This window comes from Klebsiella pasteurii, assembly GCF_018139045.1.
Classification (GTDB): Bacteria; Pseudomonadota; Gammaproteobacteria; order Enterobacterales; family Enterobacteriaceae; genus Klebsiella; species Klebsiella grimontii.
Genome location: NZ_CP073236.1, coordinates 5,018,737 through 5,032,806 on the forward strand (window position 1 = coordinate 5,018,737; position 14,070 = coordinate 5,032,806).

11 protein-coding genes are annotated in these 14,070 nt (G+C 54.8%); all 11 read left to right on the forward strand.

The window, feature by feature from the left end:
* Positions 1–7 precede the first annotated feature (7 nt).
* Positions 8–865 carry a phosphatidate cytidylyltransferase gene (gene cdsA / locus KCG39_RS23495; RefSeq protein WP_004129110.1) on the forward strand — a complete coding sequence of 286 codons (858 nt, stop codon included), beginning with the start codon at positions 8–10 and terminating at the stop codon, positions 863–865.
* Between the two features lie 11 nt (positions 866–876).
* Entirely contained in the window at positions 877–2,229 is a 1,353-nt protein-coding gene (rseP, locus tag KCG39_RS23500) for a sigma E protease regulator RseP (protein ID WP_004129112.1), read from the forward strand.
* A gap of 31 nt (positions 2,230–2,260) precedes the next feature.
* Positions 2,261–4,690 (forward strand): outer membrane protein assembly factor BamA, encoded by a 2,430-nt coding sequence (gene bamA / locus KCG39_RS23505; RefSeq protein ID WP_004129114.1) that lies wholly within the window; start codon positions 2,261–2,263, stop codon positions 4,688–4,690.
* 130 nt (positions 4,691–4,820) lie between these two features.
* Positions 4,821–5,306: a molecular chaperone Skp gene (gene skp, locus KCG39_RS23510; RefSeq protein ID WP_004129116.1), complete on the forward strand. Its 486-nt coding sequence runs from the start codon at positions 4,821–4,823 to the stop codon at positions 5,304–5,306.
* 3 nt (positions 5,307–5,309) lie between these two features.
* Positions 5,310–6,335 (forward strand): UDP-3-O-(3-hydroxymyristoyl)glucosamine N-acyltransferase, encoded by a 1,026-nt coding sequence (gene lpxD / locus KCG39_RS23515; protein ID WP_004129118.1) that lies wholly within the window; start codon positions 5,310–5,312, stop codon positions 6,333–6,335.
* A gap of 101 nt (positions 6,336–6,436) precedes the next feature.
* Positions 6,437–6,892: a 3-hydroxyacyl-ACP dehydratase FabZ gene (fabZ, locus tag KCG39_RS23520; RefSeq protein ID WP_004098761.1), complete on the forward strand. Its 456-nt coding sequence runs from the start codon at positions 6,437–6,439 to the stop codon at positions 6,890–6,892.
* 3 nt (positions 6,893–6,895) lie between these two features.
* Positions 6,896–7,684, forward strand: a complete 789-nt coding sequence (gene lpxA, locus KCG39_RS23525; RefSeq protein WP_004129120.1) for an acyl-ACP--UDP-N-acetylglucosamine O-acyltransferase — start codon at positions 6,896–6,898, stop codon at positions 7,682–7,684.
* Positions 7,684–8,832: a lipid-A-disaccharide synthase gene (gene lpxB / locus KCG39_RS23530; protein ID WP_004129121.1), complete on the forward strand. Its 1,149-nt coding sequence runs from the start codon at positions 7,684–7,686 to the stop codon at positions 8,830–8,832. Before lpxA ends, lpxB begins: the two co-directional genes overlap by 1 nt.
* Complete coding sequence (rnhB, locus tag KCG39_RS23535) at positions 8,829–9,425, forward strand: ribonuclease HII (RefSeq protein ID WP_004129122.1); 597 nt, start codon at positions 8,829–8,831, stop codon at positions 9,423–9,425. Before lpxB ends, rnhB begins: the two co-directional genes overlap by 4 nt.
* Before the next feature lie 38 nt (positions 9,426–9,463).
* Positions 9,464–12,946, forward strand: a complete 3,483-nt coding sequence (dnaE, locus tag KCG39_RS23540; RefSeq protein WP_087829061.1) for a DNA polymerase III subunit alpha — start codon at positions 9,464–9,466, stop codon at positions 12,944–12,946.
* 12 nt (positions 12,947–12,958) lie between these two features.
* A complete protein-coding gene (gene accA, locus KCG39_RS23545; protein ID WP_004129124.1) occupies positions 12,959–13,918 on the forward strand; it encodes an acetyl-CoA carboxylase carboxyl transferase subunit alpha in 960 nt (319 codons plus the stop codon).
* The last annotated feature ends 152 nt before the right edge of the window (positions 13,919–14,070 follow it).

Here is a 14,070-nt window from a genome sequence, read left to right on the forward strand (position 1 = left end):
GTCACTTTTGCTGAAGTATCGCCTGATTTCTGCTTTCGTCTTAATCCCCGTGGTGATAGCGGCGCTTTTTTTGCTGCCGCCCGCGGGTTTTGCCATCGTTACGCTAGTCGTCTGCATGCTCGCCGCGTGGGAGTGGGGGCAATTTAGCGGCTTCACTTCAACGGCGCAGAGAGTCTGGCTGTCAGTGCTTTGCGGTCTGCTGCTGGCGCTGATGCTATTCCTGATGCCGGAATATCATTATGACGTTCATCAACCGCTGGTTGAGGGGGCGCTATGGGCATCATTTGGCTGGTGGGTCGTCGCGCTGCTTTTGGTGCTGACTTACCCCACTTCAGCGGCTTTCTGGCGCAATTCAAAAACGCTACGTCTGATTTTTGGTGTCCTGACCATTGTGCCGTTTTTTTGGGGCATGCTGGCGCTTCGGGCCTGGCATTACGCCGATGATCATTATAGTGGCGCGCTGTGGTTGCTGTACGTGATGATTCTGGTCTGGGGCGCGGATTCCGGCGCTTACATGTTCGGTAAAATGTTCGGTAAGCATAAGCTGGCGCCGAAGGTTTCTCCGGGCAAAACCTGGCAGGGTTTTTTTGGCGGTCTGTTAACGGCAGCGGTTATCTCATGGGCTTACGGCTGGTGGGCTCATCTGGATGTCACGCCGATGGTGCTGCTGGTATGTTCCATTGTCGCGGCCCTGGCCTCGGTACTTGGCGACCTGACCGAGAGCATGTTTAAACGCGAAGCTGGCATTAAAGATAGCGGAAATCTGATCCCCGGACACGGCGGTATTCTCGATCGTATCGATAGCCTGACCGCTGCGGTGCCCGTATTTGCTTGCCTACTCTTGTTGGTTTTCAGGACGATTTGACGGAAGGTTTTATGCTGAGCGTTCTCTGGAATTTGGCTGCTTTTATTATTGCGCTGGGCGTGCTGATCACCGTCCATGAATTTGGCCATTTCTGGGTTGCTCGCCGCTGCGGTATCCGCGTTGAGCGTTTCTCTATCGGCTTTGGTAAAGCGCTTTGGCGCCGTTTTGATAAGCAGGGAACGGAGTTTATTATCGCCCTTATCCCGTTGGGCGGTTATGTCAAAATGCTCGACGAACGCGTTGAGCCCGTGGCGCCAGAGATGCGCCACGCCGCGTTTAACAACAAAACTGTTGGTCAGCGCGCCGCCGTTATCGCCGCAGGGCCCATCGCGAACTTCCTTTTTGCCATTTTTGCCTACTGGCTGGTCTTCATTATAGGTGTCCCAGGCATTCGTCCGGTCGTTGGCGACATAACGCCCAACTCGATCGCCGCGCAAGCACAAATTGCAAAAGGAACGGAACTTAAAGCGATAGATGGCATCGAAACGCCTGATTGGGATGCAGTACGGATGGCGCTGGTGGCGAAGATAGGCGATCGGCAAACAATAGTTACCGTCGCCCCTTTCGGGACCAATCAACGCCAGGATAAAATCCTCGATCTGCAGCACTGGGCGTTCGAGCCGGATAAACAAGATCCGGTTACCTCGTTGGGCATTCAGCCTCGCAGCGCGCAGATTGATACCGTCCTGGCTGAAGTACAATCTGGCTCGGCGGCGCAGAAGGCGGGTTTGCAAGCGGGCGACAGGATCGTTAAAGTCGATGGTCAACCGTTAACGCAGTGGATGACGTTTGTTAATCTGGTGCGCGATAATCCGGGTAGGGCATTAGTTCTGGACATCGAGCGGCAGGGTAGCCCCTTGTCGGTGAACTTGACGCCGGACACGAAGTCTACCAAAGGCAAAGCTGAGGGGTTTGCAGGGGTCGTACCTAAGGTCATCCCGCTGCCTGATGAATATAAGACAGTGCGTCAGTACGGGCCGTTTGCCGCCATCGCTGAAGCCACGGATAAAACCTGGCAGCTGATGTCGTTAACGGTCAGGATGCTGGGCAAATTGATAACCGGTGATGTCAAACTGAACAACCTCAGCGGGCCGATTTCTATCGCCCAGGGGGCTGGGATGTCAGCGGAATTTGGGCTGATTTATTATCTGATGTTTCTTGCGCTGATCAGCGTGAACCTTGGAATAATCAACCTGTTCCCGCTTCCCGTTCTTGACGGGGGACATCTGCTGTTTTTGGCGATTGAAAAGCTGAAAGGCGGACCGGTATCCGAGCGAGTTCAAGACTTTAGTTATCGCATTGGCTCAATATTGCTGGTGCTGTTAATGGGGCTTGCACTTTTCAATGATTTCTCTCGGTTGTAAGAGAGTTTGTTAGGAAGAACGCATAATAACGATGGCGATGAAAAAGTTGCTCATAGCGTCGCTGCTGTTTAGCAGCGCAACCGTATACGGTGCTGACGGGTTCGTGGTGAAGGACATTCATTTCGAAGGCCTTCAGCGTGTCGCTGTTGGTGCGGCCCTCCTCAGTATGCCAGTGCGTCCTGGCGATACCGTAACCGATGATGATATCAGTAACACCATCCGTGCTCTGTTTGCCACCGGCAACTTTGAGGACGTTCGCGTCCTGCGCGATGGTGATACCCTGCTGGTGCAGGTGAAAGAGCGTCCAACGATTGCCAGCATCACTTTCTCCGGTAACAAGTCGGTGAAAGATGACATGCTCAAGCAAAACCTTGAGGCATCCGGCGTACGCGTAGGGGAATCCCTCGATCGCACCACGCTTGCTGATATCGAAAAGGGGCTGGAGGATTTCTATTACAGTGTCGGTAAGTACAGCGCCAGCGTTAAAGCTGTCGTGACGCCGCTGCCGCGTAACCGTGTCGACCTGAAGCTGGTCTTCCAGGAAGGCGTCTCGGCGAAAATCCAGCAGATCAATATCGTCGGCAACCATGCATTTAGCACCGATGAACTGATTTCGACCTTCCAGCTGCGCGATGAAGTTCCGTGGTGGAACGTGGTGGGCGATCGTAAGTATCAGAAACAGAAGCTTGCAGGGGACCTTGAAACGCTGCGCAGCTACTATCTGGATCGCGGCTATGCTCGTTTCAACATTGACTCCACGCAGGTGAGCCTGACGCCGGACAAGAAAGGCATCTACATCACCATCAACATTACCGAAGGCGATCAGTACAAGCTTTCCGGTGTGCAGGTGACGGGCGACCTGGCGGGGCATTCGGCAGAAATCGAAGCGCTGACCAAAGTCGAGCCGGGCGAGCTGTATAACGGCACCAAAGTGACCAAAATGGAGAATGACATTAAAAAACTCCTCGGTCGCTACGGCTATGCCTATCCGCGCGTTCAGTCCCAGCCGGAAATCAGCGATACCGATAAGACCGTGAAGCTGCACGTGAACGTCGATGCGGGCAACCGTTACTACGTGCGTAAAATTCGCTTCGAAGGCAACGATACCTCGAAAGATGCCGTTCTGCGTCGCGAAATGCGTCAGATGGAAGGCGCCTGGCTGGGTAGCGACCTGGTCGACCAGGGTAAAGATCGTCTGAACCGTTTAGGCTACTTTGAAACGGTTGATACCGATACGCAGCGCGTGCCGGGCAGCCCGGATCAGGTTGACGTGGTCTATAAGGTTAAAGAACGTAATACCGGTAGCTTTAACTTCGGCGTCGGTTACGGTACGGAAAGCGGCGTCAGCTTCCAGGCCGGCGTTCAGCAGGATAACTGGCTCGGTACCGGCTATTCCGTTGGGATTAACGGCACCAAAAACGATTATCAGACCTATACTGAACTGTCGGTGACGAACCCGTACTTTACCGTGGATGGCGTCAGCCTCGGCGGTCGTGTGTTCTATAACGACTTCGATGCTAACGATGCGGACCTGTCTGACTATACCAACAAAAGCTATGGTACAGACATCACGCTGGGCTTCCCGGTTAACGAATACAATACGCTGCGCGCAGGCCTGGGCTATGTGCATAACAAGCTGTCCAATATGCAGCCTCAGGTATCCATGTGGCGTTATCTGAATTCGATGGGTCAGTATCCGGACAACACGAACGACAGAAACTCGTTCAGCGCTGACGACTTCACCTTCAACTACGGCTGGACGTATAACAAGCTCGACCGTGGCTTCTTCCCGACCGAAGGTTCACGCGTCAACCTGAATGGTAAAGTGACGATTCCGGGATCGGATAACGAATACTACAAAGCGACGCTCGATACCGCGACCTATGTACCGATCGATGACGATCACAAATGGGTCATGTTGGGTCGTACCCGCTTTGGATATGGCGATGGTCTGGGCGGTAAAGAGATGCCGTTCTATGAGAACTTCTATGCCGGTGGTTCAAGCACCGTGCGTGGCTTCCAGTCCAATACTATCGGTCCGAAAGCGGTTTATTTCCCAGCCAGCAGTCGTCATGACGACGACAGCAGCTACGATAACGAATGTAAGAGCAGCGAGTCCGCGCCGTGTAAGTCTGATGATGCGGTGGGCGGTAACGCCATGGCGGTTGCCAGCCTTGAGCTGATCACCCCAACGCCGTTTATTAGCGATAAATATGCGAACTCGGTACGTACTTCCGTCTTCTGGGATATGGGTACCGTGTGGGATACTCACTGGGATTCAGCCGCATATGGCGGTTACCCGGACTACAGCGATCCAAGCAATATCCGTATGTCTGCGGGTATCGCAGTACAGTGGATGTCGCCGTTAGGGCCGTTGGTATTCTCCTACGCTCAGCCGTTTAAAAAGTACGATGGAGACAAAGCCGAACAGTTCCAGTTTAACATCGGTAAAACCTGGTAATGATGTTGGCTACAATGGAATGTAAGTGCAGTTGCAGTATAGCGCTGACTATTGGCGATAACTGAGGTTATCGCCTGGCCACGCAAATAACGGTACCCCTGGGTACTCATGGGATGGTAAGGAGTTAATTGTGAAAAAGTGGTTATTAGCTGCAGGTCTGGGTTTAGCAATGGTTACTACCGCTCAGGCGGCAGATAAAATTGCAATGGTTAACATGAACAGCCTGTTCCAACAGGTTGCCCAGAAAACAGGCGTTTCTAACACGCTGGAAAACGAGTTTAAAGGCCGCGCGAGCGAGCTGCAGCGTATGGAAGGCGACCTGCAGTCTAAAATGCAGCGTCTGCAGTCCATGAAAGCGGGCTCTGACCGTACCAAACTGGAAAAAGATGTAATGGCTCAGCGCCAGACTTTCTCCCAGAAAGCACAGTCTTTCGAACAGGATCGCGCACGTCGTTCTAATGAAGAGCGCGGCAAGCTGGTGACTCGTATTCAGAGCGCCGTGCAGAGCGTGGCTAAAGATCAGAGCATCGATCTGGTTGTTGACTCTAATGCCGTCGCATACAACAGCAGCGATGTAAAAGACATCACCGCTGATGTGCTGAAACAGGTTAAATAAGTAATGCCTTCAATTCGACTGGCTGATTTAGCCCAGCAGTTGGATGCAGAATTACACGGTGATGGCGATATCGTCATCACCGGCGTTGCGTCCATGCAGTCCGCGCAAGCGGGCGATATTACTTTCATGGTAAATCCTAAGTACCGTGAACACCTGGCCGCTTGCCAGGCATCTGCCGTCGTGATGACGCAGGATGATTTGCCTTTTGCTCATCGCGCCGCGCTGGTAGTGCGTAATCCCTACCTGACCTACGCGCGCATGGCCCAGATTCTTGATACCACGCCGCAGCCGGCCCAGGATATCGCGCCCAGCGCGGTCATCGATGCCACGGCTAAGCTGGGTAATCACGTCGCCATTGGTCCGAATGCCGTTATCGAATCCGGCGCGATCCTCGGTGATAACGTGGTCATCGGCGCAGGTTGCTTCGTTGGGAAAAATACGAAAATAGGTGCTGGCTCGCGTTTATGGGCCAATGTCACCGTTTACCACAACATTGAGATCGGCGAGAATTGCCTGATCCAGTCCAGCACGGTGATTGGCGCGGATGGCTTCGGCTATGCGAACGATCGCGGCAACTGGGTGAAGATCCCGCAGTTGGGTCGCGTGATCATCGGCGATCGTGTAGAGATTGGCGCTTGTACGACCATTGACCGCGGGGCGCTGGACGACACCGTCATCGGTAATGGCGTCATTATTGATAACCAGTGTCAAATCGCGCACAACGTAGTGATTGGCGACAACACCGCGGTTGCTGGGGGCGTGATCATGGCGGGCAGCCTGAAAATTGGGCGCTATTGCATGATTGGCGGAGCAAGCGTGATCAACGGTCACATGGAAATCTGCGATAAAGTCACCGTCACGGGGATGGGGATGGTTATGCGTCCTATCACCGAGCCAGGGGTTTACTCTTCAGGTATCCCGCTGCAGCCGAATAAGGTCTGGCGTAAGACCGCTGCGCTGGTACTGAATATTGATGATATGAGCAAGCGTCTCAAAGCCATTGAGCGCAAGGTTAATCAGCAAGATTAGTGCTTCATCCAGCCACATTAAATTTTCGGCCTGTTGCATTCATGAGATTGCCGCAGGCCGTGTTATTATTGCCTTTTAGGATATTTGACAGGAAGAGTATTTTGACTACTGACACTCATACTCTGCACATTGAAGAGATTCTGGAACTTCTGCCTCACCGTTACCCGTTCCTGCTGGTCGATCGCGTGCTGGATTTTGAAGAAGGTCGTTTTCTACGCGCAGTTAAAAATGTTTCTGTAAATGAGCCGTTTTTCCAGGGACACTTCCCTGGTAAGCCGATTTTACCGGGCGTACTGATTCTCGAAGCCATGGCTCAGGCCACCGGTATTCTGGCATTCAAAAGCGTTGGAAAACTGGAACCGGGCGAGCTGTATTATTTTGCCGGGATTGACGAAGCGCGTTTCAAACGTCCGGTCGTGCCAGGCGACCAGATGATTATGGAAGTCACTTTTGAGAAAACCCGCCGTGGCCTGACTCGTTTCAAAGGCGTTGCGACGGTTGACGGAAAAGTGGTTTGCGAAGCAACGATGATGTGTGCCCGTAGCCGGGAGGCCTGATACGTGATTGATAAAACCGCCTTTATTCATCCTTCCGCCATTGTAGAAGAAGGCGCCGTTATTGGCGCTAACGTCCACATTGGCCCGTTTTGTATTGTTGGCGCTAACGTCGAAATCGGCGAAGGTACCGTACTGAAGTCTCACGTTGTTATTAACGGGCATACCAAAATTGGCCGCGATAACGAGATATATCAGTTTGCTTCCATTGGTGAAGTTAACCAGGATCTGAAATATGCTGGCGAACCGACCCGCGTGGAAATTGGCGATCGCAACCGCATCCGCGAAAGCGTCACCATTCATCGTGGCACAGTACAGGGCGGTGGATTAACGAAGGTGGGCAGCGATAACCTGCTGATGATCAACGCCCACGTGGCGCACGATTGTACGCTGGGCGACCGCTGTATTCTGGCGAATAACGCGACCCTCGCGGGCCACGTTTCGCTGGATGATTTTGTTATCATCGGCGGCATGACCGCAGTGCATCAGTTCTGCATTATTGGCGCGCACGTGATGGTTGGCGGCTGCTCCGGCGTTGCGCAGGACGTTCCGCCGTTCGTGATTGCTCAGGGCAACCACGCAACGCCGTTTGGCGTCAACATAGAAGGGCTGAAACGCCGCGGCTTCAGCCGTGAGGCGATCACAGCAATTCGTAACGCGTACAAGCTGCTGTACCGCAGCGGTAAAACGCTGGACGAAGCGAAAGCTGAGATCGCCGAGCTGGCGGCGCAGTACCCTGAAGTGCAGACATTTACCGACTTTTTTGCCCGCTCCACCCGCGGCCTGATTCGTTAATGGCTGAATCGCGTCCCCTGACGATTGCCCTGGTCGCCGGAGAAACTTCCGGCGATATTCTTGGCGCCGGTCTTATCCGCGCGCTCAAAGCTCGCATCCCTGATGCCCGCTTTGTCGGCGTTGCCGGGCCGTTGATGCAGGCGGAAGGCTGCGAGGCCTGGTATGAGATGGAAGAGCTGGCGGTGATGGGCATTGTGGAAGTGCTTGGTCGCCTGCGTCGGCTGCTGCATATTCGCGCCGATCTCACCCGTCGATTGACCGAGCTCAAGCCGGACGTGTTCGTCGGCATTGATGCGCCTGACTTCAACATTACCCTCGAAGGTAATCTGAAGAAGCAGGGTATCAAAACTATTCATTACGTCAGCCCGTCGGTATGGGCATGGCGGCAAAAACGCGTTTTCAAAATTGGCAGATCCACCGATCTGGTACTGGCATTCCTGCCTTTCGAAAAAGCGTTTTATGACAAATTTAACGTTCCCTGCCGGTTTATCGGCCACACGATGGCGGATGCGATGCCGCTGGATCCGGACAAAGGCGCGGCGCGCGACCGTCTGGGAATCGATCGTAACGTGCACTGCCTGGCGCTACTGCCGGGAAGCCGCGGGGCGGAAGTTGAGATGCTCAGCGCCGATTTCCTGAAAACGGCGCAGATCCTGCGAGACTCTTACCCCGATCTCGAAGTGGTTGTCCCTCTGGTCAACGCGAAGCGGCGGGAACAGTTCGAGCGTATCAAAGCGGAAACTGCGCCGGATCTTGCCGTACATCTGCTGGATGGGCGGGCGCGCGATGCGATGATCGCTAGCGATGCTGCGCTGCTGGCCTCCGGAACGGCTGCGCTGGAATGTATGCTGGCTAAGTGTCCGATGGTCGTCGGCTATCGGATGAAGCCGTTTACCTTCTGGCTGGCGAAACGGCTGGTTAAAACCGACTACGTATCGCTGCCGAATTTACTGGCCGGGCGTGAACTGGTTAAAGAACTGCTGCAGGATGAATGCCGGCCGCAGGCGCTGGCCGAGGCGCTGAAGCCGCTGCTGGCCGACGGTAAAACCAGCCACGATATGCATGAAACCTTTCGCGCGCTGCATCAGCAGATCCGCTGCAACGCTGATGAGCAGGCGGCGGATGCAGTACTGGAGTTAGCAAAATGATGGAGTTCGTTTACCCGCATACCCATCTGGTTGCGGGAGTCGATGAAGTCGGGCGCGGTCCGCTGGTCGGCGCGGTGGTGACTGCCGCAGTTATTCTCGATCCGGCAAAACCGATTTTGGGTCTTGCCGACTCGAAAAAGCTCAGCGAGAAGCGGCGCCTTGCGCTATTTGATGAGATCAAAGAAAAAGCGCTGTGCTGGAGCCTCGGTCGTGCGGAGCCGCATGAAATCGATGAGCTGAATATTCTACATGCGACCATGCTGGCCATGCAGCGCGCCGTTGCGGGCTTGAGCATTTCCCCTGAGTTTGTTCTTATTGATGGTAACCGCTGTCCGCCGCTACCAGTGCCTTCACTGGCGGTCGTTAAAGGCGACAGCCGAGTGGCGGAAATCAGCGCCGCGTCTATTCTGGCTAAAGTGACGCGGGATGCTGAAATGGCCGTACTGGACCGGGAGTTCCCGCAGTACGGTTTTGCGCAACATAAAGGTTATCCCACCGCTTTTCATCTGCAAAAGCTGCTGGAACATGGCGTAATCGAGCAATACCGGCGCAGCTTTGGCCCGGTGAAGCGCGCGCTGGGCCTGGCGTCCTGAACCGACACGCAAGCAATTAAGTAACGCGGAATCTGAAGATGGCTGAACCACGTTTCGTACACCTGCGGGTGCACAGCGACTATTCCATGATCGATGGCCTGGCGAAAACCGGACCGTTGGTAAAAAAGGCGGCCGCGCTCGGCATGCCTGCGCTGGCGATCACTGATTTTACCAACCTCTGCGGGCTGGTGAAGTTCTACGGAGCGGGGCACGGCGCCGGAATTAAACCCATTGTCGGGGCAGATTTTCACGTCCAGAGCGAGCTGCTTGGCGATGAACTGAGCCAGCTGACGGTACTGGCGACGAACAACGTTGGCTATCAGAATCTGACGCTGCTGATCTCCAAAGCTTATCAGCGCGGCTACGGTGCGGCGGGCCCGATTATCGATCGCGACTGGCTGATCGAATTAAAAGAAGGGCTGATTTTGCTCTCCGGTGGGCGCATGGGCGACGTGGGCCGTAGCCTGCTGCGCGGCAACATGGCGCTGGTGGATCAGTGCGTTGATTTTTACGAACAACATTTCCCTGACTGCTATTTTCTTGAGCTGATTCGCACCGGCCGTCAGGATGAAGAGCCCTATCTGCATGCTGCGGTAGAACTAGCGGAAACCCGGGGCTTACCGGTGGTGGCGACCAACGATGTTCGCTTCCTTGAGCCGGGCGACTTCGACGCCCATGAAATCCGCGTGGCTATCCATGATGGCTTCACCCTCGACGATCCTAAGCGTCCGCGTAACTACTCGTCGCAGCAGTATATGCGCAGCGAAGAGGAGATGTGCGAGCTCTTTTCCGATATTCCCGAAGCGCTGCAAAACACCGTGGAGATCGCCAAACGCTGTAACGTGACCGTGCGCCTTGGCGAGTACTTCCTGCCGCAGTTCCCGACCGGGGATATGACCACCGAAGATTATCTGGTCAAGAAATCCAAAGAAGGCCTGGAAGAGCGCCTGGAATTCCTGTTTCCCGATCCGGATGAGCGGGCTAAACGCCGTCCTGAATATGATGAACGCCTGGACATTGAGCTGCAGGTGATTAACCAGATGGGGTTCCCTGGCTACTTCCTGATCGTTATGGAGTTTATCCAGTGGTCGAAGGATAACGGCGTGCCGGTAGGGCCGGGACGTGGTTCCGGCGCCGGTTCGCTGGTCGCCTATGCGCTGAAAATTACCGACCTCGATCCGCTGGAGTTCGACCTGCTGTTCGAACGTTTCCTTAACCCGGAACGTGTCTCCATGCCCGACTTCGACGTTGACTTCTGTATGGAGAAGCGCGACCAGGTGATTGAACACGTCGCGGACATGTACGGTCGCGATGCGGTATCGCAGATTATTACCTTCGGTACCATGGCGGCGAAAGCGGTTATCCGCGACGTTGGCCGCGTGCTGGGCCATCCGTACGGTTTTGTGGACCGCATTTCCAAGCTGGTGCCGCCTGACCCGGGTATGACGCTGGCGAAAGCGTTTGAAGCCGAGCCGCAGCTGCCGGAAATTTACGAGGCGGATGAAGAGGTTAAAGCGCTGATCGACATGGCACGTAAGCTCGAAGGGGTCACCCGTAACGCCGGTAAACATGCGGGTGGGGTGGTGATCGCGCCAACCAAAATTACCGATTTTGCCCCGCTTTATTGTGATGAAGCGGGCCAGCATCCGGTTACCCAGTTTGATAAAAACGACGTTGAATATGCCGGGCTGGTGAAGTTTGACTTCCTCGGCCTGCGTACGCTCACCATCATTAACTGGGCGCTGGAGATGATCAACGCCCGCCGCGAGAAGAACGGCGAGGGGCCGCTGGATATCGCCGCGATCCCGCTCGACGATAAAAAAAGCTTCGACATGCTGCAGCGTTCGGAAACCACCGCCGTTTTCCAGCTTGAATCGCGCGGTATGAAGGATCTGATCAAGCGTCTGCAGCCCGACTGCTTCGAAGATATGATCGCTCTGGTGGCTCTGTTCCGTCCGGGGCCGCTGCAGTCGGGGATGGTGGATAACTTTATCGACCGTAAGCACGGTCGCGAAGAAATATCGTACCCGGACGTGCAGTGGCAGCACGAATGCCTGAAACCGGTACTCGAGCCAACTTATGGCATCATCCTGTACCAGGAACAGGTCATGCAGATTGCCCAGGAGCTTTCCGGCTATACCCTTGGCGGCGCGGATATGCTGCGTCGTGCGATGGGTAAGAAAAAGCCGGAGGAGATGGCTAAGCAGCGCGGCACCTTTGAAGAAGGGGCGAGGAAGCGCGGTGTAGACGGTGAACTGGCGATCAAAATCTTTGACCTGGTGGAGAAATTCGCCGGATATGGATTTAACAAATCGCACTCCGCCGCTTATGCTTTAGTGTCCTATCAGACGCTGTGGCTAAAGGCGCACTATCCGGCTGAATTTATGGCGGCGGTGATGACCGCGGATATGGATAACACCGAGAAAGTCGTCGGCCTGGTGGATGAGTGCTGGCGGATGGGGCTGAAAATCCTGCCGCCGGATATTAACTCCGGCCTGTATCATTTCCACGTTAACGACGATGGCGAAATCGTTTATGGTATCGGCGCGATTAAAGGCGTCGGCGAAGGCCCGATTGAAGCGATTATTGAAGCCCGTAATCAGGGCGGCTATTTCCGCGAACTGTTTGATCTCTGCGCGCGTACGGATATTAAAAAGCTCAACCGCCGGGTGCTGGAAAAACTGATTATGTCCGGGGCTTTCGACCGCCTCGGGCCGCATCGCGCGGCGTTAATGAATTCACTGGGCGATGCGCTAAAAGCCGCCGATCAGCACGCCAAAGCCGAAGCTATCGGTCAGGCGGACATGTTCGGCGTACTGGCGGAAGAGCCGGAGCAAATCGAACAGTCATACGCCAGCTGCCAGCCGTGGCCGGAACAGGTGGTGCTAGATGGAGAAAGGGAGACCCTGGGGCTGTATCTGACCGGGCACCCGATTAACCAGTATTTGAAAGAGATCGAGCGCTACGTTGGCGGCGTGCGACTCAAAGACATGCATCCGACCGATCGTGGTAAAGTGACCACGGCGGCCGGGCTCGTTATTGCCGCGCGGGTCATGGTCACCAAGCGCGGCAATCGTATCGGCATCTGTACGCTGGATGACCGTTCCGGGCGTCTGGAGGTGATGTTGTTCACCGACGCCCTGGATAAATACCAGCAATTGCTGGAAAAAGACCGCATACTTATCGTCAGCGGACAGGTCAGCTTTGATGACTTCAGCGGGGGGCTTAAAATGACCGCTCGTGAAGTCATGGATATTGACGAAGCCCGGGAAAAATATGCTCGCGGGCTTGCTATCTCGCTGACGGACAGGCAAATTGATGACCAGCTTTTAAACCGACTCCGTCAGTCTCTGGAACCCTACCGTTCGGGAACTATTCCAGTACACCTCTATTATCAGAGGGCGGATGCACGCGCGCGGTTGCGTTTTGGCGCAACATGGCGCGTCTCTCCGAGCGATCGTTTACTTAACGATCTGCGTGGCCTTATCGGCTCGGAGCAGGTGGAACTGGAGTTTGACTAATACAGGAATACTATGAGTCTGAATTTCCTTGATTTTGAACAGCCGATTGCAGAGCTGGAAGCGAAAATCGATTCTCTGACAGCGGTAAGCCGCCAGGATGAGAAACTGGATATTAACATCGATGAAGAAGTGCATCGCCTGCGTGAAAAAAGCGTAGAGCTGACGCGCAAGATCTTCGCCGATCTTGGTGCATGGCAGGTTGCGCAACTGGCTCGCCATCCACGTCGCCCATACACCCTGGATTATGTCCGCCTGGCTTTCGACGAATTCGACGAACTGGCCGGTGACCGCGCCTACGCTGACGATAAAGCGATCGTTGGCGGGATTGCGCGTCTGGACGGACGTCCGGTGATGATTATCGGCCACCAGAAAGGGCGCGAAACCAAAGAGAAAATTCGCCGCAACTTCGGTATGCCGGCGCCGGAAGGCTATCGTAAGGCGCTGCGCCTGATGGAGATGGCCGAGCGCTTTAAAATGCCGATTATCACCTTCATCGACACCCCGGGCGCTTATCCGGGCGTTGGCGCGGAAGAGCGCGGTCAGTCTGAAGCGATTGCGCGCAACCTGCGTGAAATGTCGCGCCTGAGCGTACCGGTTATCTGTACCGTTATCGGTGAAGGCGGCTCCGGCGGCGCGCTGGCAATCGGTGTGGGCGATAAAGTGAATATGCTGCAGTACAGCACTTATTCCGTTATCTCCCCGGAAGGCTGCGCGTCCATTCTATGGAAAAGCGCCGACAAAGCGCCGCTGGCCGCCGAGGCGATGGGCATTGTTGCCCCGCGTCTGAAAGAGCTGAAGCTGATTGACTCCATTATTCCTGAGCCGCTGGGCGGCGCGCATCGTAATCCGGAAGTGATGGCCGCCTCTCTGAAAGCGCAACTGCTGGCCGATCTGGCTGACCTCGATATTCTGAGTGAGGAAGAGCTGCTGAACCGTCGCTATCAGCGTTTGATGAGCTACGGCTACGCCTGATTATCGATCTCATTTTTTCTCTAAGGGCCGGATTTTCCGGCCCTTTTTTTATGTGTTGTTGACTGAGATTAGATGAGATGGACAAGAGCTAATGTGATTAGCGGATGATGCCGGTCTCCCCTGAAACTGCAGCAACTGCCAGGTATTGCGAA